Raw genomic sequence first — 23,400 nt, 5'->3', positions numbered from 1 at the left:
TAAAATCACTTTTTATTAAAATCTATTTTATTACCCATTTGAGCTTCCTACTTTAACTACAAATAACCCAACCCATGAATAACCTATCCCAACACTATCCGATCTCTCCTGAGGCTAAAGCATTTTACCAGGAGAATAACTTCATCAAACTGAAGCAGGTGCTCAGCCCTGCAGAAGTAGCTCATTTCAATGAAGTGATTTCGGCAGAAGTCAAGCGGAAAAACACGCAAGCCAAACCTTTGGAACAACGGGATACTTATAGCAAAGCATTTTTGCAGATTTTCAATCTATGGACGGAATCTGAGGAAGTCAAAAAACTGGTGATGAGCAAGCGCTTGGCGCAAATCGCTGCAGATTTGATGGGGTGTGAGCGGGTGAGGATTTACCATGATCAGGCCTTATTCAAAGAAGCTGGTGGAGGCATCACACCTTGGCATGCGGATCAGTATTACTGGCCAATAGATACTGATAAAACTATTACGGCTTGGATTCCACTTCAGGCTACTCCGCTGGAGATGGGGCCGCTGGAGTTTTCTGCCAAAAGTCAGCAAATTGTCTTCGGAAGGGATTTGGAAATAGGGGATGATTCTGAGGCGAAGATCAAGGACAACCTACGAATCAACAACTTCGAGCATGTGATCGAAGCCTTTGATCTGGGTGAAGTGAGCTTCCACTCGGGTTGGATTTTTCATCGTGCTGGCGCTAATCAAACGGATCAGATGAGAAAGGTGATGACAGTGATCTATATGGATGCTACCGCCAAACTCAAGAATCCTGAAAATGATAATCAGATTAACGATTGGAATACTTGGTGCCCGGGAGCGAAGATCGGCGAGGTAATCGATACGAAATTGAATCCGGTGGCGGGGTAATTCGGATAAAGTACGCTCAAGCCTTCGGGTTCAATTTATGACCTATTTGTTAAGGCCTTTTTTGGCAATAGCATTTTGTCCGGAATGTTTACAGTATGTTTTTCAAATCCTGTCTTCCAACGATTGCCATTATTTCAACCGTATTATTGGTTATCCTGTAATAAATACTGTCAGAACCACAAACACATCGGCGATACCCCTCCTTTATGAAATCCACCGATTCGAAGGAATAAGGGCTTTGTGCTATAAGCTCAAAATATTCGAAAAAAGTATTAAAATATTTGTCGGCTTGGGTCATTCCAATTTGCTTGACCCCGTAGCTGTGAATGCGTATTAGGTCCTCCTTAGCAACATTACTAAGCTTGTAACTACTCATTTAGAGATTTGGCTTGAGCTAAAATTTGCTCTTTACTATCATTAGTAAAGCCACTTTTTTCTGCTTTTTCTAATTTGGCTTTAATCCAGTCTATTTCGATTTGCTGATTTCTCGCTTGTCTTATTAAGTCATTCACAACTTCACTTTTGCTGGAATATTCCTGATTGTCAACTTGCTCATTTAACCATTTATCATTTGGTTCTGTAAATGAAATGCTCTGCCTTGCCATACTAATGTTTTTTGATTTGGTGCTAATTTACATCAAAATCGAACCAGAATCAAAAATTTTTATTATGAAGAGATCTATAGATAGGGGCTGAGCCCGAATAGAAAATCAAGCAGAATCTCCGCATCAACAACTTTGAGCATGTGATCGAAGCCTTTGATTTGGGAGAAGTGAGTTTCCACTCAGGCTGGGTTTTTCATCGTGCCGGAGCAAATCAAACAGATCAAATCGAGCCTGCCTGAGGCAGACAGGCATGACTCAAGCGTCACACAGAGGATGTTTAAAATGATGCGAGATTCCATGTGGCCAATTAAAATCAAAATATAAACACATGAAATGCGAAAGGTGATGACAGTGATCTATATGGATGCTACTGCTAAGCTCAAAAATCCTGAAAATGATAATCAGATTAACGATTGGAATACCTGGTGCCCTGGAGCGAAGATCGGAGAGGTGATTGATACGGAATTGAATCCTGTGGCGGGGATTTAGTAGAAAGTTGAGTAGATCTATTCTCCCTGTTTTACACTAAATCCATGAGTACTCAATTCCCGGCTCTTCACTAACCGTGTATCTAATGTTTAAGGTTAATCCTTTTTGATGAGCTGAAAGGTCTTCTAATATCAGTGGCATGGTTAGCCCACTTTCATTGATACTGATTTTATTTTCACCGAACACCTGAATCTCAGTAAGGACTGCCAACTGGTTGAATTCCTTTAAGTCTTCCATTTTTAGATTAATCGACTTTTGCGGGAACAGTAATTTCCCATTCTCCAGATGACTGCTCAGCTCATACTCTTTTATTTTCTCACGGCTTAGTTCAAAAAAAGCACCCAACCGAATGCAATACTCCTCTTCTGTGTTTTTCTCTCTTGCATGAAGTTTTGTAAAGTTCATTTGGCAAACATTAAGTGTGATCTTTTCAGGAATTAAAATTACTTCTTCCTTCACTTGACGCATTATATTCAACACTATTGGAACTTGTTGTTCTCGTTTCAATCCGTGCTGCATCGTCTCGCTTACTACAATGTCAATTTGATGGTCAGAATTGACTACATATTTTGTTGCGTCTTCGTTTGTCGAAGCTTTAATGTAACCGCCAAATCCTAATTTATTGATCACTTGATTGACAGTGTCAAAACTTACCTTATTCACTTCCAATAGTGTGAACTGTACTTCCGCTTCCGAGTAGGTAGCCATTATTGGTAAGATCAATGTGGCAAAGGGGCCAGTTCCTGCATATAGAACATTTACAGTACCTTGTTTTGTTTTTTTAACCTGTTCTATAGCATTAAAAAGCCCTTTTATAAAAATTTTTGTGCGAATCAGATCTCTTATGCATAGAGCTGCCCAAGTGGTGCCCAATGCTTTTCCGGTATCAAAATGAATGTCCTCCCTGTTTGATTCATTTTCGATTTCAATAGTTGATAACGCGAAAACCAAACTTTCATAGTCTTGGATTGCTTGAGCCAACTCCAAATAATCTGTCTGGTCTTTTCGCAAAACGAAGGCTATTTTCTCAAGTGTTTTCATCTGTTTATAATTGTTTTTTAGCGGTCAGATGGAATCTCGCAAGGCTTATAATTATCCCTTTGTGTGTCCTTTTCGACATGCTCGATTTCATTTTATAAATTAAGCATAACAACGCTGCATACCCAACCAGGGACGTATACTTCCTGCCTTTCTTTTATATCATTCTCCTCCAAACTTTAATTTTTGCACCTTGAAGAGTTAGTTTTTCCAGAAAGTGAGTTTTAGGATCGACTTCACGCCCTATAGATGATGTTTTATTCTAATTTGGATTTTCATTCCAACAAGCCAAATAGTATGCTAATCAGATCCATGACTGGAATACCTGATGCCCGGGAGCGAAGATAGGTGAGGTGATCGATACGGAGTTGAATCCTGTGGCGGGGTGATTTAGTAGAAAGTTGAGTAGATGAATTTCTCCTATTTTAGGCTAATTTGTCTTGCACTATTTTCTTGAATTCTTTCTCCAACTGATCCTTCTTAGGGAGATATAACTGGTATTTACTTGCGAGGATATTAGTGTTGTGTTTAGGCAAGGCAAATTCTACCATGGTATTGTTTTTATCGGCACAGAGTATTATTCCAATAGTGGGATTTTCATCAGCTTGTTTTTCAGTTCGATCATAATAATTTACGTACATCAGTAATTGTCCCAAGTCTTGATGAGTGAGCTTATGGGTTTTGATTTCTATCAAAACGAAACACCTAAGCAGACGATTGTAGAAGACTAAGTCAATGAAATAAGCATCATCTTCCAGTTGAATTCTTTTTTGCCTAGCTACAAATGAAAAGCCATTACCTAACTCCAATAAAAAGGATTGCATATTGGTAATTAGAGCATTCTCCAAGTCTTTTTCGTAGTACGATGCTTGTGGTTTTAACCCTAAAAATTCCAACACCATTGGGTCTTTAATTATTTCTCTGGGATTTTCAGGTTGAGCTTCTTTTTTAGCCACAGCTAAAACCTTCTCTTTCTCGTTACTTAGCAAAAGGCGTTCGTATAATTGGCTATTAATCTGTCTTTCCAATTGCCGTGCACTCCAATTGTTATTACAGGTCTCCTCTATATAATAGGTTCTTTTGTCTGAATCATCAATGCGGATCAACAGCCGATATTGAGTCCAGTTTAATTGTGAACGCAGTGCGTTCATTATTGGGAATGTGATATAAAACTGTCTACAAAAATTAAGTTGCCTGAAAGAAAAACCGCTTCCAAAGTCCTTTTCAAGGGCTGTAGCCAAGTTTTTTAGGAGAAATGTCCCATAATCTGCACGCTCTTTTCCGTTTTGCTCTTCTTCTACGATGTGCCGACCGATTTCCCAATACATTAAAACCCGCTCCTGATTTATTGCGCGAGCTGCATTTGTCTGTGCCTGCGAAATAATTTGCCGGATACTATCAATACAAGAGTTAGAAATTTGACTCATAGTTTTCTCTGTGAATGACAGACTAATATACTTGCTAATCTTGATTTAGGAGTCTATGATTTAGCCTATTTCAAATAGGGGGATTTAAGACTAACAACTACCTGTTGAACAGGATTGCCAAAATCCCAAAAAGCCCTATTTTATGGTTTCGTTTTTCCCAAACCCCTAACCTGATCCCATGAAGCCTACCTATACTTACAACCAAACTTATATTTGGCTGATTAGCCTTACCGCAGCTTTGGGAGGATTTTTGTTTGGGTACGATTGGGTGGTAATAGGAGGGGCCAAACCATTTTACGAGCCTTTTTTCAACATCACTTCTGCAGCAGACCAAGGTTGGGGGACGAGTTCTGCGCTGATCGGCTGCATGATCGGGGCGGGTTTATGTATTCTCATTTCGGATAAACTGGGGCGAAAAAGACTGCTGATTGCTTCAGGTTTGCTGTTTTCCATTTCGGCCATAGGAACTGCCATGGCGGGTACCTTCTGGGCATTCAATTTCTATAGAATCATAGGTGGCGTGGCGATGGGAGTTGCGCTAAATCTCTCCCCGCTTTATATCGCCGAACTTTCACCTCCAGAGAAACGGGGGAAAATGGTCACGATCAATCAGCTGCTGATTATGATCGGAGTTTTACTGGCCCAGTTGGTCAATTGGCAGATTTCGCTTGCGGATACCTTGTTGGCGGATGAAGCAAGTTTTGAGATGATTGCTGCGAGTTGGTCTGGGCAAAATGGCTGGAGATGGATGTTTGCCGCTGAGGCTATTCCTGCGCTTTTGTTCTTTGTGTTGATGTTTTTTGTGCCCGAGTCCGTGCCTTGGCTAATCAAGAACAAGCAAGTAGAACAAGCAAGAAAGATCTTGCTGCGAATCGGAGGGGAGAACTATGCAAAGGATACCATTGCAGAAGTGAAAACCACCCTGAAAGAAGGAGATTTCGGGCAAGTCCATTTCAAAGATCTCTTGCAGAAAAGAGTGGTCAAATTGCTCGGAATCGGTGTTTTCCTAGCCTTCCTACAGCAGTGGTCTGGGATCAATGTGGTGATTTATTACGCCGCAGATATCTTCCAGGCAGCAGGCTACAATCTCAAGCAAATGATGCTGAATATCGTCGTGATTGGTGGAGTGATGGTACTTTCCGTGTTTATCACCTTGGCTACGGTGGATAGATTTGGCAGAAAGAAACTCCTGCTGATCGGGACTGCTGCGATGGCGATTCTATACGGGTTGATCGGATATTTTTTCTTGATTGACCTTGGCGGAAATGCTGTTGTTTTGGCAGTACTAACCAATGTTATGTTCTATTCCTTCACTTTAGCTCCGCTGCTTTGGGTGGTGCTTTCGGAGATTTTTCCCACCAGAATCCGAGGAGCAGCGATTTCCATCGGAGCGCTGGCACACTGGGTTGGGAATTTTACCCTGACTTACTTTTTCCCTGCGATCCGCGAGAATCTCGGCTGGGCCAATAACTTCTGGCTTTATGGAGGGATCTGTGCCTTCGGGTTCCTGGTGATTTACTTTGTGCTGCCAGAGACGAAGGGTAAGTCCTTGGAAGAGATTGAGAAGGAATTGGTGGGGTGATTTGACCTAATAGGATTATCCGCAATGATGCCAGTCACCTTAGATTCTTTGCTTATCTGGACGGAAGACCGATGACCGAAGACCGAAGCGGCCTCAATTCTTAAGTTTACCATATCTATTTCTGCTTTTGACGCCATACTGGCACAAAAGCGGAAATACTATTTCCGAATAGAAAGCGGGACTAAAGCAATCAACAATTGTCTACTTTCATTCGAGATTCTTTTGGACGAAGTCCTGAAAATGAGAACAGTCCACTCGGGTCAAATTATGCTTTCCTTCCCGAATATGGCAGCCTAATCTTTCTGATATTTCCCTGCCTTCCGAGATAATTGCCAATTTTCCTTTTTCACATCCAAAAGAATTAGGAAGCAACAGAATTAAGAGTTAGGGGGCTGGTTTTTATGAATCAAGGAAATGGCCGAAGAGACTCCAAAGCGGAAAACTTTTGAATGTCTAGACCTATAAAATGGAATTGAAAAAGCTTGCCTTTGGTTAAGAGAAAAATAATCCCGTCATGCCATGGAAATAGGAATAGATAGTTTTGCAGCAGCAGCGCCTGCAGGAACAGATAGCCAAACTGAAAACCGTAGAAAATCATTAACTGAGCTCATAGATAGGATCGTCTATGCAGATGAGATGGGTTTGGATGTTTTTGGAATTGGGGAGCACCACCGAAAGGAATTTTTGGATTCTGCGACTGCGATTATTTTGGCTGCAGCTGCAGCTCGAACTTCCAGAATCAAACTTACCTCGGCGGTTACTGTACTGAGTGCAGCCGATCCTGTTCGGGTTTTTCAGGAGTTTGCGACCATAGATTTGATCTCCAATGGACGTGCGGAAATCATCGCAGGAAGGGGCTCTTTTACGGAGGCATTTCCACTTTTTGGCCTGAGATTGAATGATTATGATGCGCTTTTCTCCGAAAAACTGGAATTACTTCTGAAGATCCGAGATGAGGAGATCGTGACTTGGAGAGGTCAGTTTCGTCCTGCATTAAATCAGCAGGCAATCTATCCCCGACCAGTTCAGGAATCGCTTCCTATTTGGCAAGGTGTGGGCGGAACCCCGGCTTCTTTTGCAAGAGCAGGTACGCTGGGTTTGCCTCTGATGGTGGCAGTGATAGGCGGGGAGACGCATAGATTCCGTCCGCTGGTGGATCTGTATAGGGAAGCTGGGGCCAAAGCTGGGCACGCACCGGAAAAATTGAAAGTTGGATTGCATTCTTTGGGCTATGTGGCAGAGTCTACCGAGCAAGCAGTGGAAGCATACTATCCAGGCTATGCCGAGACATTTACCCGAATCGGCAGGGAGCGAGGTTGGCCGCCAGTTACCAGAAATCACTTCAATGCGCAGACGGGACCTTTCGGAGCGTTGGTAGTTGGTGGAGTTGAGGATGTGGCAGAAAAAATCCTACGTCACAGCGAATCTCTTGGAGGCATCGACCGATTCACTTTCCAGATGGATAACGCTAATCTGAGTCATACTCAATTGAAAAATGCAATCGAATTGATAGGAAAAGAAGTGATTCCGAGGGTGAAAGCTGGGTTATAAGGGGGGAGCTTATTGGAAAAGCAAGATGTTCAGGGTAGAATAGGAGGAATTATGATGAAGGAAAACTTGATCTCAGGAAAAGGTCGATAGAAGTAGTGTGGTGATCAAACCGAATACCTTGATCTCACTGCCAAAACAAAAGGAACCAAGCAAATTGCTGCTATGATCAGAGGTTGAAGATTAAAAATCACCAATAGGAAAAGGATAAAGAAGGCTAGGTATCCTGAGGTTAGGGACTCGCTGAGAGCTTTTCTACCTTTGATCAGTCCATATATTCCCATATTCAACCCCTGGAATAAAAAGAGCAAAAACAACAGATTTGCAAGGTTTTCTATACTCCCAATTTTGTAAATCAACAACATGAATTCAGGTAAAAGTATCAGCAAGATCGTGGTACTATGCTGTTTGAATTTCCAGCCAAATCGGAGTGGCATTGCGTAAAAATAGCTGAGTTGCCCAGACTCAAAAGCATGCTTGTCAAGCCAGATAGGAAAATGGGCAAAGCTAGCGCAAAGCAGTCCAAACTCAAGCCATCTAAGGTCGTATCTCCCAGTTGAAAAAGCATAGAAAAATCCGTTCAGTAAGATGATGCTGAAGAGCTTTACTCCAAGAATTAATAAGGTTCTTTTTTCTCTCAAATGCATCAGAAACCAAAACTGGAATTTGAGCTTTTTGAAGATTGTCGATCTGACTCGTATGAAATCAGGAAAAGGTTTTTTGAGTTTGAGATAGGTTAAGGTGAGATCAGCTAGAAAAATCCCAGCGATAAATATCCAAAGCAGGACTAGTTTTCCACCAGTATTGATCCCAATTGCTACAAAGCTCAGAAGTGCTCCATAAAGCAGAATAAGCAGATGATTTGAAACCCAAACAGGAAGGAAGCTCCAAGCGAGTTGCCGCCAAGTCAAGAAACCCAAATGATGAAAAATTCTATAGCGCTTGTCATTCATAAGCCGGAGCTGAAACCGCTGTTGGGCTATGGCAAATGCAAGGAAGATCAGTAGTATAGAATAAAATCCGATGGTATTTTGAAGCAATCGCTCAGCAATCATCAGGTGCTGCTTCAGCTCCATAAAAACTCCAAATACGAGGATAATCAAGATGAAAAAACCCAGAAAAGCCTTGTAAAATGGAATTGCAAAACTTTTAAAAAACAGCTCACTCATGGTTTTGGAGAAGGCTTCCATTGGAGATATTCAATACTGAATTATAATCGAAAAACCCTTCGAAATCTGCGATATGGGAGGTAAGCAGAAAACTGACTCCTTTGTACAATTCGCGATTGATCAGCTCAGTTAGTCTTTTCTGAGTTCCCAGATCAATTGTAGTATAAGGTTCGTCCAGAATGATCATGCTGGGCTTTCCTAGAAAAGCTAAGATCAATCCAGTCTTTTTCAACATTCCCGAGGAATAGGTAGCAATGGCATTTTTGGAAAAGTCTCCGATTGCCAAAATCTCTTTAAGAGATGTGATCTGAGTTTTATCCGCACCTTTGGTTTTAGCTACAAAGGCTATCAGCTCGTCCATACTCAGAAAGTCAGGAAAAAGAGGTTCTGCTTCAGAATAGTTGACTTTGTGGCGAAAAGAGATAGGTTCTTTTTTAAGAGAAATGCCATCGAGAATAACGTCACCCTCAAAGTCGTGAATTCCAGCAATCGCCTTCAGCAGTGTGGATTTTCCAGAACCATTTTCACCTTTGATAAGATGAATTCCCTTGTCCAATTTTAGTGAGTTAATCTCTATCTGAAAACCAGTTGGGTAGGATTTACGGAAGTGCTGGATTTCTAACATAGGATTTTAACCACAGAGTACACAAAGGTCGCGCAAAGGTCGCAGTTGTCCTGCTTCTCCAGAAGCTGGACATGAGTTATTAATTCTAATCCATTTTGGGGATTTTTATACATAATCGTTTTTCAAAAAGTACTGGGTTCAATATCTGAATTTCTGGGAATTAGTGAGGGAGGGGTTTAGGAATTTTAACGAACCTGGAAAAATAGAGCATTAATTAAGCATACCAATTTTTGGTATATTGGAATCAAACAGAGTTCCTATAAATAAAAACACATCAATATTACTCGGAAGTTTTTTAGACGAAGTTGTTCAAAATAGAATAAATGGTGGTCGATTTAACAATATAAGCGAAGTTATACGTGCTGGATTGAGACTTCTGGAAGAGGCAGAAAACAAGGTGATAGTATTAAGTAATGCGATTCAAGAAGGAATAGAAAGTGGCAGTGAAGAGGATTTTGACCCAAAAAACATTTAAAATTATTAAAAGCCAAAAAGTCAAATAATGACGCAGATCCATAGCAATTTAAAATTCCTCCTCTTAAAGTATCTGCTGATTACAGGTACTGTGACCATTATCGCAATCGTCTTGCTGATCTTAATTATGGTGGGAACCATTGGAGAAAGCAGTGGAGGATTAGCAATTGGCTTAGCTATTGAGCCTGTGGAAATATTTATGATTGGACTGTTAATCTTTTGCTCACTTTCAATAGCGTATTTTATCGGGCCACATGCTGTTCAGGCTATTAGTCAAGGAAGGAATGGGGTTTTTATAGGTGTCAAAAGCCTGATAATCTGTTGGTCAGCTCCTTGTTTACTTTTTTCAAGTTTGGCAGCATTGCCAGAATTAACTTGGGGTATTCTGCTAAGTGGTGGAATCGTTGCCATCATTCCTGCTATGATAATAGGCCCAATTGTAGGTCTTGCCATGAGGAGGAAAATAGTGAATTGATTTCTCAATTTGAGGTACTTGACTTTAATATTCTCCTAGATTTAAGCTAAAGTCGCAAATGATTACTGTGAATTTAGTAAATCTCATACGCCAATTGAAACTTGCGAAATAGATGTAATTGGTAGGTGGAGTAGTAAATGTAAAACTATGGCCAAACATGCCGCATGGCAGAAAAAGGGTGTTCATTTTAGCAAAACAGTGTTCGAAATTGGATACGTAACTTTTAATAACCCCCGTCTATTGTCATTTAAGTAGCGTTTTTTCGATTGGAATATGAATTGTTGAGAGATTCAATACATCATGAACTAACAGAAAGTTGACTCAAGAGACGACAAGCAAATTAAAAACCGCAGTAGTATTCGTGGCTACAATCATTTTCGGATTTTTATTCTTTGCAGTTCCAAACCTATTTTTTGGGATTTTTAAAATCAATGATGGCTTAATAGGTACCAATTTGGCAATTATTGGGATTTCTCAATTTGTGATGGTTACCTCTCTTATCTACTTTTCTCTCAAGTATTTGAAAAAAGACATGACCTATATTGGTTTGAATTTTAACCACTGGAAAAGAGATTTATCAAATGGCTTAGGTGTGACACTTGTGAGAGTTGTAGTCGATTTTGGTTTCATCATACCAAATACTGGAGGGGCAAACAGAGCAGACGTGCTGGAGGTAATTAATTCCTTGGATGGAACTACAACTGGCCTGATTTCACTATTAATCCTGGGAGTAGTTGGTGGCGGGATTACTGAAGAGATTTATAATCGTGGCTTCTTTATCAACATCATGAAGGATCTGTTCAAAAACGAAACTGTGGGGCTCTGGATTTCTTCTGTCCTATCAATTCTGTTTTTTTCCGTAGGGCATTTGCCAAGTAGTAATTTACTTTGGTATGACATTCTCGTCGCAAGTATAATTTATACCTCCCTTTTCCTATATACGGGCAGATTAACAGCTCCCATGATTGCTCATGCCGCCTGGAATTCAACAGCTATCCTACTAATTAACTACTGGTATTTCTGAATTATTTACTGAAGAAATTTTAGAGCGTGAAGACTACATATTCCAACTGCCAGTTTATTAACTAAAAAATCAGCCGCCTTTGTTTCCAAAAACGGCTGATTCATTAGAGTGAAATGCTGGAATTCTATCCTCTTACTAGATAGACTCTCCATGCTGGGAAATATCCAATCCTACTTCTTCGTATTCCTCGCGTACACGAAGGGTGACAAACTTATTTAGGATAAAGAAAATGGCATAAGACATAGCAAAGGAAAAAATGCACACGCCTATCAAAACCAGCATGTGAGATCCGAATACGCCAATTCCTCCATGAAGCAAGCTTGATCCTTCTTTTCCTGCAAAGATTGCTGTTAAAATCATTCCCATGATTCCCCCAATTCCGTGACAGGCAAAAACGTCCAGCGTATCATCAATTTTTTTTAAGAACTTGGCATTCATCGCTAAATTGGAAACGATCGCGCCAACAGCTCCGAAGAAGAAACTCTCGGGAACCGTGATGTAGCCAGCAGCCGGAGTGATCACTACCAATCCAACAACTGCTCCGATACAGGCTTGCAAAGCGGAAATCTTTCTTCCCTGAATTCTGTCAAAAAGCACCCAAGTCATCATCGCTGTGGCAGAACTGATCGTTGTAGTGGCAAAAGCTAAAGCCGCAGTAGCATTTGCTCCAAATGAGGATCCCGCATTGAAGCCAAACCAGCCAAACCAGAGCATTCCAGTTCCAAGAAGCACATAAGTGATGTTCGAAGGTTCGTGGTGAGGTTTGTTTCTTTTTCCCAAAAACAAAGCTCCAGCCAAGGCAGCCATCCCGGCACTGATGTGCACGACTGTACCGCCAGCGAAATCCAATACTCCAAAATAGGATCCTATCAGTCCGTTTGGATGCCAGACCATGTGGCAAAGTGGAGCATAGACAACTAGAGAGAAAATCCCGATAAAGAATAGATACCCAATGAATCTCACACGCTCTGCAAAGGATCCGGTAATAATCGCCGGTGTGATCACGGCGAATTTCATCTGGAATAAGGCAAAAAGAATAAAGGGGATAGTACTTCCCAGCGTATTGTGAGGCAACTCCGCAACCTGATCAAAGAAGAGGTACTGCAGTGGGTTTCCAATGATTCCGTATTTCACGCCGTCGATAGTGAACCCAATCGAATCGCCAAAGGAAAGGCTGAAGCCAACAACCACCCAAAGCATGGTGATTACACCAAGTGAAATAAAACTTTGGAGCATGGTGGAAATGAGGTTTTTCTTGTTCACCATGCCACCATAAAAAAGTGAAAGTCCAGGTGTCATCAGCAAAACCAGGCAGGAAGCAGTAAGTAGCCAGGCAATATCTGCATAGTTCAAATCACTCTCAGTCCCAAAATTTTCAATAATAGGTTGGCTATGCTTCCAAAAAAGTCCTAGTACAGGAGCAGCAATTGTGATTAGAAAAGCTACTTTCCACTTGAATTTCATTCCACTTTTTTCCATGGGTCAAAAGTAACAGTTTTAATTTTTTATTCTGTATTTGAATGGTAATTCAGAATAAAAAATCACATTTTCTCAATTTGCTAAGGGAAAGTAGGGGTTAGGTTGAAATTATAAATACTTAAAATACAGGTTTTTATAGCCGATCTTTTGTGATTCACTCAAATTGAAAAATCTCTTCTATGGGTTTTTCAAATAACCTAAACATCTTAAAAGCTGTAGGTAAACTCGTATCAAATTTTCCTTTTTCGATGGCATTTATGGTTTGCCTTGATACACCGATGATTTCTGCTAAATCTTCCTGAGTTATTCCATTTGTTGTGCGAAAATCTCTGACGCGATTTTTCATTTGAAGCGTTTTGTATTAATAACCATGGCTAGCAAAAGTTGACTTTACAAATGCAGACAAGACTTCACAAAAATCAATTCTTGCTGACATTTTTTATTTCAAATTGATAATACGAGCAGGAAATAGGACTTTAGTTTGAGGTAAATCAGGATTCTAAAAAATGTCGTCGAGTGATTTCTTTAAATTTTCGTGAGATTGGAACTAGCTGCTTTCCATCCATTTCAATCTCATTTCCTTTGTAGATAGCAAAGGTTGGATTGATCAGAAAAGATCGGTGAACTCTCAAGAAATTAGGCAGCCGATTTTCCCATTCGCTTATTTTAATGCTGTTTTTCAACGATTGGCCATTTGAAAGTCGAACCGAAGTATGATCAGATAGACTCTCTACCATCAAGATATCCTTTATCTGTACGGTGGTTATTTTTCTCTCGCTGAAAAAGCTAATAGTTTTTTCTCCCTCTTCTTCCTCAGACCGTTGTTTTTGAAATAGGAAAAAATAAAGCCCTACAAAAAAACCCATAATTACCCACAAAAGAATGGGGTTGATAATAGACTTTTCAAAGTAGTTTGGGTTGAAATTCAGGAAGTACCAATAAACAAATGCAATAACGAGGTAAGCTAAGTTGAGCGAAAGGATACCACTTAGCAAAAGTCGAATAATACGCTTAAATGAATCGAATTTTAAGGACCATTTAATCCCAAGAAGAAGTGTGCCAGTTGGCAATAAAAGTAAGGTGCCTGCTAGCCAACTTCCACTCATATTGGAGAAAGCATCTTTCACCAGGAAGCTGAGTAAAATAGCCGTCGCTAACCAAAAAATGGTCTTGCGTATGAATTGATAAAGCATTTTCGAAAATACGTAAAAACAGTATTAATAACCTTTTCGGCAAATTGTGAATACCTTTAAATGGGTTTTTTACTATTCAACAGCTGCTTTTAACTTACCTTACTAACCCTATCTCAGGGTAAATTTGTATCAAACCAAAACACAAAATTATGATACATTTATTTAATGCAGGAGGGCCAATTTATATGAGCATCCTCACTATCCTTTTATTGACGGTGATACTCTCAATATTTAAATTCCCAAAATGGACAAAGGAAATAGGTTTATTAGCCCTAGCCGTAGGGATTTTGGGCCAGGTCGTAGGGCTCTATGGGATATTTGAAGGAATAGAATCTATGGGAGGAAATGTCGGGCAGGCAATGATTGTCGGTGGACTTAAAATCAGTATGATTACAATGATTTATGGAGTAATTATCTTTATCGTCTCCCTTCTGGGAAGATTAATAAATAAGAAGGTGATTTTTAATATTGCTGCCTAACGAAATTCGCCTCGGTTCAAAATTTTGAGCCGAGGTTTACCTTAACCTAGCCACCATAATTCCTGATTGGGATTTGTTTCCTGCCAGGTACTCACTCAGAGGTTTTTCGGAAATTTCCACTTTCATGTTTTTGGAACTTGCATGAAGCAAATGCATTCTGCCGTTTTTCTCAATTGCAAAACCTGTGTGTACGATATCCAGATTATTCATTGAAGTGGTGATAGCGATGATGTCACCTGATTGGATGTTTTTCTCCAGCTTTTTTATATCAGCTTTCGGGATATAGAAATAGCTTCTTCCTTTGATGAGAGCTTCAGATGCCTTGATCTGAACTAGGTTGCTTGAATTATTCAACTGTGCATAGAACTTTGGGTTTTCAGACATAAAGGAAGGAGTGTTCCCGTATGGAGATCCACCAACTTCCTTGGTCACATCCTTCAAAATTCTCTTTTGCTCATTTTCATAAATCCAGTCGGAAAAATAGTGTAATCGTGAAGAGTATCCGCTGTTGATTCCATCTCGATAGCGTAGCATTTCCAGCTCCTTTTCGAATGCTTCAAAAGTGAATTTACCTTCTTGAGTAAGTCTTGTCATCGTTACTACTGTTTCCAAAAAAGTAGTACAATCGAGGCCTGTGAGATTAATAACAAGTTTTTCGCTGCCTGGAAGCTCTAGCGTTTTTTCTACGTAGGGAGTTTCAAGGAAGAGCTTTCCAATCTCTATGACCAGCTCATTTGAAGTTCTATTTTCAAGGTCTTTCTGCTCAAGTTTGCTCAGCATCTCTTCAAGCTTTTCCCTACTTTCCAAAGTGCAGACCGTTTGGGCAGTGGAGATGAATGGGAGGATGAGGAAGAGGACTAATGCAATAATCTTGTTCATAAAGGGAATCATATAGGATAAGCAGTATTCAACTCCTATCACATAAAAACTAAATAATTCCCAAATAAACAGAATCTGAAAGTTTTCTTTTGTTGGTTCTGCGATTTACTTGACTGAATGCTAAATAACCATGCCAATCTCCGCCAGAAGTTCCAAATGAGTGTTTGAGGAAGTGTTCTCCCTTATTCCTGTGGCTCCCTATTTCTTCCCATACTGAAGTTTGTTGGGTAGGATTATGGATTACTAAGAAAGCTTCGTCCCATGCTTGTGCACTGGAAGTTCCGGAATTGTCTTTCCAGGTAAATAAGATGCCTTCATCAGTTCTTAAAGCTTTGCCATCTTCTGCTTCCATAAGTGTACCCCGGCTTACTTTGAAAAGAGAGGGATCGATTTGGTAGTCCTGCCCATCTTGGGAAAAGCAGTTCAATCGGGTATAGGAACCACAGGCATGATAGGCGTGCCTGGCTCCTTTGATTTCCTCTTGAAACCCGAATCTAATCACATATTTTAACCCTTTTAGGTATTTGTGCACCATTGAAAATTTCCCTTGAGATCGTTCGTTGATCGGGGATTTTTTCATTCTCTTTTTCTGTGCATTGCTTCTTTTTGTGGGTTTACGTCTTACGTAGGTTATACCATTGATTTGGTAAAAAATCATATCTCCCATATTACCATTTAGTCCTGCTAGGGAGCTGTTTGCTACTCGTGCCATACATCCATGTGTTTAAAGTCCTAGTTGAATATAGGCTTTGTGTGGTTAAATAACTAGTAATCAGTTGTATAAATTTTACTATTCACAAATTATAAGCTAGATAAAACCATTAAAAAATTGGTTTTTATAAGGGTATAAAATGGTTTAGCTATGGTTTAGATATGGTTTAAAATTTCCTGATATGAAACTCTACTATCGCTAAGCAGCTAAGGATTTGGCTGTAATCTATGGCTTAGGGAGGCAGATGATAAGCTAGAAATGTTGTTAATACCTCATTTGAAGTGGAAATAGTGATGGTTAGGCACTGCTAAAAATTCAGTTGTATCAACTATTTTTGAGCCCATGGCATTTTCAAAAGAACATCTTCGAGATATAGAATCATCCTTGACTATTTGGCTGGCTTTGCGTCGACCGGATGAGGAGATACGGAACAAACTTGATTTGGGCTATACGATCAAAGGTCAGGATATTTTCTTGGAGGAAGTCAGACCTATTTGGAATAAGCCTTCTGAGAGTATGAGAAACCCGTTTGCAAAGATCAAATATGAAAAGAGCACTGATCTCTGGAAAATCTACTGGATGCGAGGAAATCTGAAATGGGCTGCTTATGAGCCAAAAGCAGAGGTCGTTAAACTTGAATTAGCATTAGAAGAGATTGTGAATGACCCCATCATTGTTTTTTTGGGTAGATGTATAAAGCCTGTTTTATTCCTCAGTGGGAGCCTGCTCTGAAACTTCCAACTCCAGTTTACGCTGAGCATCCATTATCCCATTTAGATGCTCTATCATTTCAGTTTCTGATTCCCATGCGGTAGTAATACCAGCGATTAAATTTCTGTTGATTTCCAGAGATTTCAGTAAGAGTTCAAAAACTCTGGCATCACTGTTTATATAACTTGCCTTGATATCTCCTCCAATTGAGATGTAGGAGTTGTTTATGCTGGATATAATTAAAGTCATGTTTTTTCTTTTTTTGATTTATGACTTTAAGTTTTTCAATTTCTAGGTTCTAAAGTATTCTGGAAGAGGGTAAAATACCAGAAGACTATAAGTTATAGCATCACCTATTATTCAATACATCTTTCTGCAAAATTGACCTTGTCAAAATTGCTGGAATTCCCCATATTGAAGCATTCTTACTTTTTACAGTTTTATTTTAAATGGCTTTTAACGAAGATTCTAGGGTCAAAATCCCTGCTATTTTACATTTTATACGATTGGGATATACTTATATTCCTCAAAGTCAGCAAAATCGAAGGGAAGAGACCAATATTTTTGAACCGATTTTTATTGAAAGTCTACTTCGAATCAATCCTGGGATATCCGAAGATGATATCATTCGCTTATTGGATGAATTGACTTTGGAATTAGATTATGAGGATTTGGGGAGAAAATTTTATCAAAGGCTAACTGCTACTTCAGGGATCAAGCTCATAGACTTCAAAAACTTTGATAATAACAGCTTTCATGTTACTACTGAGCTTACTTGCAAAAATAATGAGGAAGAGTTTCGGCCTGATATTACAGTCCTGATCAATGGAATGCCGCTTGCCTTTGTGGAAGTGAAAAAGCCTCATAATAAAGATGGGGTAATCGCGGAAAGAAGCCGGATTAATTCCCGTTTTAAGAATAAATATTTTCGCCGCTTTGCCAATATTACCCAGTTGATGATTTTCTCCAATAACATGGAGTATGAAGACGGAATTGTAGAACCTGTATTTGGAGCTTTCTATGCTACTGCTGCATATTCGGATTTGAAATTCAACTACTTCAGGGAGGATGAGGATTACCCTGTCAGACAAAAACTGGTAGATATTTCGGAAGAGCAAGAAAATTTTGTCCTGAAAGACAACAATTTGCTAGTTGTAAAACATAGTCCCGAGTTCAAAACCAATAGGAGCGAAAATTCTCCTACAAATAGGATTTTAAGTTCTTTGTTTAGCAAAGAGCGACTAGCTTTTATTTTGCGCTACGCTATCGCTTATGTGGAGGAGGAAAAAGGGTTGGAAAAGCATATCATGCGATATCCTCAAATCTTTGCTACTAAGGCCATTGCAGCAAGATTGGATGAAGGCAAACAAAAAGGGATTATCTGGCATACACAGGGTTCTGGAAAGACAGCCTTAGCATATTTCAATGTGAAACATCTGAGGGATTATTATCAAAAGCAAAATGTGATTCCTAAATTTTACTTCATTGTAGACCGAATAGATTTATTGATTCAAGCGACTGCTGAATTTTCAAACCGAGGCCTGAAAGTAAATCCAGTGAATTCCCGTCAGGATTTTATTAAGGATCTTCAGGTAGTTGGAGCTCTGCACAATGATAGTGGTAGACCTGAAATCACTGTAGTCAATATTCAAAAATTCACAGAGAGTGCTACTGCTGTAGCTATACCGGATTACGATATACAGACCCAAAGGGTATTCTTCCTGGATGAAGCACACCGAAGCTATAATCCCAAAGGGAATTACCTAGCCAATTTGATGAATTCAGATCGAAAGGCAGTTATCATTGCTTTGACTGGAACTCCATTGCTTCGAGAAGTAGCAAAAGAGTATGATTCCAGATTGTTGTTTGGTAACTATATCCACAAATATTATTACAACCGCTCCATCGCTGATGGCTATACGTTGAGATTGATTCGGGAGGAAATCGAGGGAAGTTTCAAGCTAGAGATGAAGGAGATGATGGAGGAGATCAAACTTCTCAAAGGTGATATTAAAGCTTCGGATGTTTATGCTCAACCGAAATTTGCAAAAGGTTTGCTGGATTACATTACTAAGGATCTGATCGACTTTAGGGATTTCTGGCAAGATGAGACGTTGGGAGGATTGGTGGTTTGTGATTCCTCCAAGCAAGCTAAAATGTTGTTCCAGTTATTTGAGGAGCAATATGGAGAACAGGAAATAAGTGTAGAAAATCTACCTGTGGCTGCTGAACCCTCTCTTCCTTACGGAAAAAGAAAGCGGAAAAAACTGAATGCTGCCTTAATCCTACATGATGAGAATGACAAGAATATTCGAAAGGATTTGATCAAAGCCTATAAGTTTGGCCGGGTTGATATTCTGTTTGTTTACAACATGCTATTGACTGGTTTTGATGCCAAGCGGTTGAAGAAGCTTTATTTGGCAAGAGTTATTCAAGATCACAACTTGTTGCAAACTTTGACAAGGGTCAATCGACCTTATAAAAAATACCACTATGGATATGTAGTTGACTTTGCTGATATCTCCTCTGCTTTTGACAGAACAAATCGGCTTTATTTCGAGGAACTTCAGGATCAGTTGGGAGATGAAATGGAAATGTATTCCAATTTATTCAAATCTGAAGAGGAAATTCGAACTGAGATTAATGAAATACAAGAGACTCTATTTCATTTTGATACTCAAAACCGTGAGCTCTTTTCCCAACAGATCAGCCAAATTACCGACAAAAAAGAATTGCTCGCTTTGGTCAAAGCCTTACGCACTGCCAAAGAGCTGAAAAATTTGATTGCCCTTCAGGGCTATGAGGGACTTGGGGAACTGGTGGACTTTGAGGTGCTCAATCGCCTATTGATCGAAGCTCAAAATAGATTGGATAATCTCAACTTTATAGAAAATATTGGAAACGAAGAAGCTAATCAAAACTTGCTTAATGCAGCTTTGGAGGAGATCGTTTTTCAGTTTATCAAAGTAGGGGAAGAAGAGTTGAAGCTAGCGGATGAACTCAAGGAGCAACTCCGAAAAACCCGTGAAGCCTTACAAAACAATTTTGATCAAAGTGATCCTATTTTTGTGAATCTTAGAGAGGAATTAGAGCGGATTTTTAAGAAGAAAAATTTAACAGAAACCACTCAGGCAGATCTGGTAGAAAACTTACCTTTGCTGCGCAAAATTCATGAGCAGGCCAAAGAACTGAACCGAAAGAATGCTTTACTCAAAGCCAAATACGGCAATGATGAGAAATATGCCCGAATCCATAAGAGACTGACAGAAAAGGGAAGTCTCAGTGCCAAAGAGATGCAATTGCATAGAGCCTTAATGCTGGTGAAAAAAGAGGTGGACGATAGGCTGGAAGGGCAGGAGGACTATTTGCACAATGAAGAATTGTTTGATCGCTACCTGGTTCGTCTCGTCTCAGAAAAGTTTGTTGTGGATGAAAAATTGAATTTAGATACCGGGACAAGAAGAAATATCAGCACCCTGATCGGGAAGGAATATTTTCAATTGTACCAAGCTAGAATATAAAAAATGACTCAGGATATTACCTATACCACCAAAACCAAGCAACTCATCGATAATCTGAAGAGTGTCTGTGCTAACTACGGCTTGGGAAATGATGGCAATGAATTTAAGATTATCTCTCAGGTGTTTTTATACAAATTCCTGAATGACAAATTCCGATATGAAGTAAAGAAGAAAAAGCAACAGCTTGGTAAGGAGGTAGATGAGGATTTGTTGATGGATTTGCTGGATGAGAATGTTCCTAAATTGAAACCTCATCAACTGATTGCCCACCTGCACAATACCCAGAATACCGATGATTTCGCCAAAACTTTTGACGATACCTTACGGGATATCTCGGTGGAAAATACAGGTATTTTCTCCATCAAATCCTTTTCCGGAGCAAAGGATAAGTTGTTTGATGAGCTGAGTCAATATATCTCAGATTCTTCCCAACGGGATGATTTTTGCAGGGCTTTGATTAATAAGCTCTTTGAATTTAGTTTTGAGGAGAGTTTTGAGGATTACTTTGCGGAGAAGTACGATTTCTTCAAGGACATCTTTGAGTATCTGATCAAAGACTACAACTCCGATTCAGGAGGGAAATATGCCGAGTACTATACCCCGAATGCCGTAGCAAGGATTATTGCCAATATTCTGGTAGATCCTGAAAATATCGGTAAGGGTAAATGCTATGACCCAAGTGTGGGCTCAGGCTCACTTTTGATGTCTTTGGCGCATCAAATCGGCGAGGATAAGTGTACCATCTATTCGGAGGATATTTCCCAAAAGTCCAGCACCATGCTACGACTGAATCTGATCCTGAATAATTTGACTCATAGTATTCCCAATGTGATCAAGACTAATACCATTGCACAACCCTTTTATTGGGAAAAGCAGTCTTTCGATTATATCGTTTCTAATCCGCCTTTCAAGCTGGATTTTTCTGATTTTAGGGATGATCTGGAAAAGGATACCTTCAAAGAACGCTTCTTTGCAGGCATTCCAAAGGTGCCAAAGGCCAAGAAAGAATCCATGGCGATCTACCTGCTCTTTATCCAGCATATAATGGGTAGTCTAAATGATTCCGGTAAGGCGGCCATTGTGGTGCCTACAGGATTTATTACTGCCCAGAGTGGGATAGAGAAGAAGATACGGCAGCGATTGATTGATAAAGGCTGGCTTCGGGGCGTGGTCAGTATGCCGAGCAATATTTTCGCAAGTACTGGAACCAATGTGTCTGTAATCATTATAGACAAGAAAGCAGGTACAGAGCAAATCGTACTAATGGATGCTTCCAAACTGGGGAAAACAGTAAAAGAGGGCAAGAATCAACGGACTGTACTTTCCCGAGAAGAAGAGAGACAGATTATCGAAGTATTCAATTCCAAAGAAGCTGAAGAAGATCTCTCTGTGGTGGTTACTAAAACCGAAATTCAGGAGAAAAACTATTCCTTCTCAGCTGGGCAATATTTTGAGGTGAAAATCGAGTATGTGGATATCACCGCTGAAGAATTTCAAGAAAAACTTAGTGGCTTTGAGGAGCGGCTGAGTGGCTTGTTTGCGGAGGGAAAGCGATTGGATGGGGTAATTCAAAAGCAATTGAAAGGGTTGAGTTATGAGTAAAGCATTTGAATATCAAATATTAGGGGAGGTTTGTAAAGTAATAAATGGAAGAGCTTACAAGCAAGAGGAACTTTTGAAACAAGGTAAATACCGTGTATTGAGAGTTGGAAATTTTTTTTCGAACAATTCATGGTATTATTCCAATCTTGAATTGGATGAAGATAAATATTGTGAAAATGGAGATTTGTTATTTGCATGGTCAGCCTCTTTTGGTCCCAAAATATGGAAAGGAGAGAAAGTTATTTACCATTATCACATTTGGAAACTTCTTCCAAATACCAATAAAATAAATAAAATATTTCTTTACTATTACCTTTTTCAAAGAACCAATTCGATGATTGGTTCAACCCATGGAAGTATAATGCTTCATATTACTAAAGGTTTCATGGAGAGTTTACCTGTCCAGATTCCTAACTTAGTTCGTCAAAAAAAAATCGCATCAATTCTTTCAGCCCTAGACGATAAAATAGAACTCAACAACCGTATCAATGCTGAGCTGGAGGCGATGGCGAAGTTGATTTATGAGTATTGGTTTGTGCAGTTTGATTTCCCCTTCGACTTCGCTCAGGGCAAGCCCGATTCCGACGGTAAGCCCTATAAAAGCTCAGGCGGGAAAATGGTCTGGAATAAGGAGCTGAAGCGGGAGATTCCTGAGGGGTGGGAGGTGAAAGAGTTAGGTCGAGTCCTTAAAACCTATTTAGGTGGAACACCTTCAACCAAAATTGAGGAGTATTGGAATGGTGATGTACCATGGTTAAACTCTGGGGAGATTTCTGACTTTCCAATAATTAGTTCTGAGAAAAAGATCTCGAAGAAGGCAATCAAAAACTCCCCGACTTCTTTTTTAGAAAAAGGAAGTGTTTTACTTTCAATAACTAGGCATTTGCGAGTTAGTATTTTAGGAATTGATGCATGTTTTAATCAGTCCGTAGTTGGGATAAAGGAGAATGAGCAATTCAAAAATTCATATATCTATTTTTCAGTTTTAAGCGACATTGATCGATTAATGAGCCTAAGAACAGGGGCACAACAACCTCACATTAATAAGGAGATTGTCGATTGTTCTCCTTTTGTGATTCCAGGCCAAGAAGTTCTTACATTGTTTTATGAAAAAGTGGAGCCAATCATTCAAAGAATAATAAATATGATTATCCGCAATCATACCAGTATGGATAAATTGAAGCAATGATGAGTCTGTCAAAGAGTTTTTGACCGAAGTATCTTCTGTTGAGCTTGTAACAAAACTCATCTAGGTAGTTCTGCATCATTCTTTCGCTGATCATATGATATGTCTGCAGGTGTTTCTTTAAGTTACTAATGGCAATATGAACCCATTTGAGGTTAAAATTGCCTTCTTTGGTTCCAGAGATTTCTCTGACATGAACATCAATACAATTACTCAGGTCTGAGAAGGTGGTGCTCTTATCTGTTTGAAGTACAGCGTTTGAATCAATGTAATCTTTGATTAAATGCTGTGCCGTTTTCGCCTCCAGGTT

The 23,400-nt window shown here is 39.6% G+C and carries 25 protein-coding genes; 12 read left to right on the top strand and 13 right to left on the bottom strand.

The annotated features are described in order from the left end of the window. Positions 1-74 precede the first annotated feature (74 nt). A complete protein-coding gene (locus LV83_RS19845; protein WP_111613311.1) occupies positions 75-872 on the top strand; it encodes a phytanoyl-CoA dioxygenase family protein in 798 nt (265 codons plus the stop codon). A gap of 88 nt (positions 873-960) precedes the next feature. Here the strand turns inward: LV83_RS19845 and LV83_RS19840 are convergent, their stop codons facing one another. Together LV83_RS19840 and LV83_RS19835 are read right to left on the bottom strand one after the other, a co-directional pair. Next, positions 961-1,248, bottom strand: coding sequence for a type II toxin-antitoxin system RelE/ParE family toxin (locus LV83_RS19840; RefSeq protein ID WP_111613310.1), 288 nt, complete (start codon positions 1,246-1,248; stop codon positions 961-963). Then, positions 1,241-1,477: a ribbon-helix-helix domain-containing protein gene (locus LV83_RS19835; RefSeq protein WP_111613309.1), complete on the bottom strand. Its 237-nt coding sequence runs from the start codon at positions 1,475-1,477 to the stop codon at positions 1,241-1,243. Before LV83_RS19835 ends, LV83_RS19840 begins: the two co-directional genes overlap by 8 nt. A gap of 333 nt (positions 1,478-1,810) precedes the next feature. Between LV83_RS19835 and LV83_RS19825 the strand changes: the two genes are divergently transcribed. Further along, on the top strand, positions 1,811-1,966 hold the full coding sequence (locus LV83_RS19825; protein ID WP_245947110.1) for a hypothetical protein: 156 nt from the start codon (positions 1,811-1,813) through the stop codon (positions 1,964-1,966). A gap of 36 nt (positions 1,967-2,002) precedes the next feature. Here the strand turns inward: LV83_RS19825 and LV83_RS19820 are convergent, their stop codons facing one another. After that, complete coding sequence (locus tag LV83_RS19820) at positions 2,003-3,007, bottom strand: SAM-dependent methyltransferase (protein WP_111613308.1); 1,005 nt, start codon at positions 3,005-3,007, stop codon at positions 2,003-2,005. A gap of 422 nt (positions 3,008-3,429) precedes the next feature. After that, entirely contained in the window at positions 3,430-4,431 is a 1,002-nt protein-coding gene (locus LV83_RS19815) for a PDDEXK nuclease domain-containing protein (protein WP_111613307.1), read from the bottom strand. Positions 4,432-4,609: 178 nt separating this feature from the next. Between LV83_RS19815 and LV83_RS19810 the strand changes: the two genes are divergently transcribed. Together LV83_RS19810 and LV83_RS19805 are read left to right on the top strand one after the other, a co-directional pair. Then, a complete protein-coding gene (locus tag LV83_RS19810) occupies positions 4,610-6,013 on the top strand; it encodes a sugar porter family MFS transporter (RefSeq protein ID WP_111613306.1) in 1,404 nt (467 codons plus the stop codon). A gap of 519 nt (positions 6,014-6,532) precedes the next feature. Beyond that, positions 6,533-7,564 carry an LLM class flavin-dependent oxidoreductase gene (locus tag LV83_RS19805; RefSeq protein ID WP_111613305.1) on the top strand — a complete coding sequence of 344 codons (1,032 nt, stop codon included), beginning with the start codon at positions 6,533-6,535 and terminating at the stop codon, positions 7,562-7,564. A 104-nt stretch (positions 7,565-7,668) separates the two neighbouring features. On the opposite strand, the gene LV83_RS19800 is transcribed toward LV83_RS19805, so the two are convergent. Together LV83_RS19800 and LV83_RS19795 are read right to left on the bottom strand one after the other, a co-directional pair. Further along, on the bottom strand, positions 7,669-8,730 hold the full coding sequence (locus LV83_RS19800) for a hypothetical protein (protein ID WP_146613768.1): 1,062 nt from the start codon (positions 8,728-8,730) through the stop codon (positions 7,669-7,671). After that, positions 8,723-9,355: an ABC transporter ATP-binding protein gene (locus LV83_RS19795; RefSeq protein WP_111613303.1), complete on the bottom strand. Its 633-nt coding sequence runs from the start codon at positions 9,353-9,355 to the stop codon at positions 8,723-8,725. The genes LV83_RS19800 and LV83_RS19795 overlap by 8 nt, the downstream gene beginning before the upstream one ends. A 238-nt stretch (positions 9,356-9,593) precedes the next feature. Here LV83_RS19795 and LV83_RS19790 point away from each other — a divergent pair, with 238 nt between their 5' ends. From LV83_RS19790 to LV83_RS19780, 3 genes are all read left to right on the top strand, one after another. Further along, on the top strand, positions 9,594-9,830 hold the full coding sequence (locus LV83_RS19790; protein WP_245947109.1) for a type II toxin-antitoxin system ParD family antitoxin: 237 nt from the start codon (positions 9,594-9,596) through the stop codon (positions 9,828-9,830). Between the two features lie 27 nt (positions 9,831-9,857). Then, positions 9,858-10,304, top strand: a complete 447-nt coding sequence (locus LV83_RS19785; protein WP_111613302.1) for a hypothetical protein — start codon at positions 9,858-9,860, stop codon at positions 10,302-10,304. Between the two features lie 361 nt (positions 10,305-10,665). Next, positions 10,666-11,328, top strand: a complete 663-nt coding sequence (locus LV83_RS19780; RefSeq protein WP_245947108.1) for a CPBP family intramembrane glutamic endopeptidase — start codon at positions 10,666-10,668, stop codon at positions 11,326-11,328. Positions 11,329-11,463: 135 nt separating this feature from the next. Here LV83_RS19780 and LV83_RS19775 read toward each other — a convergent pair whose 3' ends face one another. The 3 genes from LV83_RS19775 to LV83_RS19765 form a co-directional block, all read right to left on the bottom strand. Next, on the bottom strand, positions 11,464-12,807 hold the full coding sequence (locus LV83_RS19775; RefSeq protein WP_245947107.1) for an ammonium transporter: 1,344 nt from the start codon (positions 12,805-12,807) through the stop codon (positions 11,464-11,466). Positions 12,808-12,961: 154 nt separating this feature from the next. Continuing rightward, positions 12,962-13,153 carry a helix-turn-helix transcriptional regulator gene (locus tag LV83_RS19770; protein ID WP_111613300.1) on the bottom strand — a complete coding sequence of 64 codons (192 nt, stop codon included), beginning with the start codon at positions 13,151-13,153 and terminating at the stop codon, positions 12,962-12,964. Positions 13,154-13,298: 145 nt separating this feature from the next. After that, complete coding sequence (locus LV83_RS19765) at positions 13,299-14,000, bottom strand: LytR/AlgR family response regulator transcription factor (protein ID WP_111613299.1); 702 nt, start codon at positions 13,998-14,000, stop codon at positions 13,299-13,301. 149 nt (positions 14,001-14,149) lie between these two features. Between LV83_RS19765 and LV83_RS19760 the strand changes: the two genes are divergently transcribed. Next, positions 14,150-14,479: a MotA/TolQ/ExbB proton channel family protein gene (locus tag LV83_RS19760; RefSeq protein ID WP_111613298.1), complete on the top strand. Its 330-nt coding sequence runs from the start codon at positions 14,150-14,152 to the stop codon at positions 14,477-14,479. A gap of 36 nt (positions 14,480-14,515) precedes the next feature. Here the strand turns inward: LV83_RS19760 and LV83_RS19755 are convergent, their stop codons facing one another. Then, positions 14,516-15,358: an N-acetylmuramoyl-L-alanine amidase-like domain-containing protein gene (locus LV83_RS19755; RefSeq protein ID WP_111613347.1), complete on the bottom strand. Its 843-nt coding sequence runs from the start codon at positions 15,356-15,358 to the stop codon at positions 14,516-14,518. 49 nt (positions 15,359-15,407) lie between these two features. Further along, positions 15,408-16,070 carry a DUF6266 family protein gene (locus LV83_RS19750; RefSeq protein ID WP_111613297.1) on the bottom strand — a complete coding sequence of 221 codons (663 nt, stop codon included), beginning with the start codon at positions 16,068-16,070 and terminating at the stop codon, positions 15,408-15,410. A gap of 342 nt (positions 16,071-16,412) precedes the next feature. On the opposite strand from LV83_RS19750, the gene LV83_RS19745 reads away from it, so the two are divergent. After that, positions 16,413-16,802, top strand: a complete 390-nt coding sequence (locus LV83_RS19745; RefSeq protein WP_111613296.1) for a DUF3024 domain-containing protein — start codon at positions 16,413-16,415, stop codon at positions 16,800-16,802. Here LV83_RS19745 and LV83_RS19740 read toward each other — a convergent pair. Beyond that, entirely contained in the window at positions 16,776-17,030 is a 255-nt protein-coding gene (locus LV83_RS19740) for a hypothetical protein (protein WP_111613295.1), read from the bottom strand. The two genes, LV83_RS19745 and LV83_RS19740, sit on opposite strands and share 27 nt — an antisense overlap. A 200-nt stretch (positions 17,031-17,230) precedes the next feature. Between LV83_RS19740 and LV83_RS19735 the strand changes: the two genes are divergently transcribed. From LV83_RS19735 to LV83_RS19725, 3 genes are read left to right on the top strand one after another with little or no spacing between them, the layout of a single operon-like run. After that, on the top strand, positions 17,231-20,302 hold the full coding sequence (locus tag LV83_RS19735; protein ID WP_111613294.1) for a type I restriction endonuclease subunit R: 3,072 nt from the start codon (positions 17,231-17,233) through the stop codon (positions 20,300-20,302). Positions 20,303-20,305: 3 nt separating this feature from the next. Next, complete coding sequence (locus tag LV83_RS19730) at positions 20,306-21,904, top strand: HsdM family class I SAM-dependent methyltransferase (RefSeq protein WP_111613293.1); 1,599 nt, start codon at positions 20,306-20,308, stop codon at positions 21,902-21,904. Then, the gene (locus LV83_RS19725; RefSeq protein ID WP_111613292.1) at positions 21,897-23,093 is read left to right on the top strand and encodes a restriction endonuclease subunit S; all 1,197 of its coding nucleotides are present in this window, start codon (positions 21,897-21,899) and stop codon (positions 23,091-23,093) included. The genes LV83_RS19730 and LV83_RS19725 overlap by 8 nt, the downstream gene beginning before the upstream one ends. On the opposite strand, the gene LV83_RS19720 is transcribed toward LV83_RS19725, so the two are convergent. Continuing rightward, positions 23,053-23,400, bottom strand: a 348-nt coding sequence (locus LV83_RS19720; RefSeq protein WP_111613291.1) for an IS1595 family transposase, incomplete at its 5' end; no start/stop codon positions are given. The genes LV83_RS19725 and LV83_RS19720 overlap by 41 nt on opposite strands.

The sequence above is a fragment of the Algoriphagus yeomjeoni genome (genome assembly GCF_003259505.1).
GTDB lineage: Bacteria > Bacteroidota > Bacteroidia > Cytophagales > Cyclobacteriaceae > Algoriphagus > Algoriphagus yeomjeoni.
Note: the sequence above shows the minus strand (reverse complement) of the source record. Positions and strands in the feature narration are given on the sequence as shown.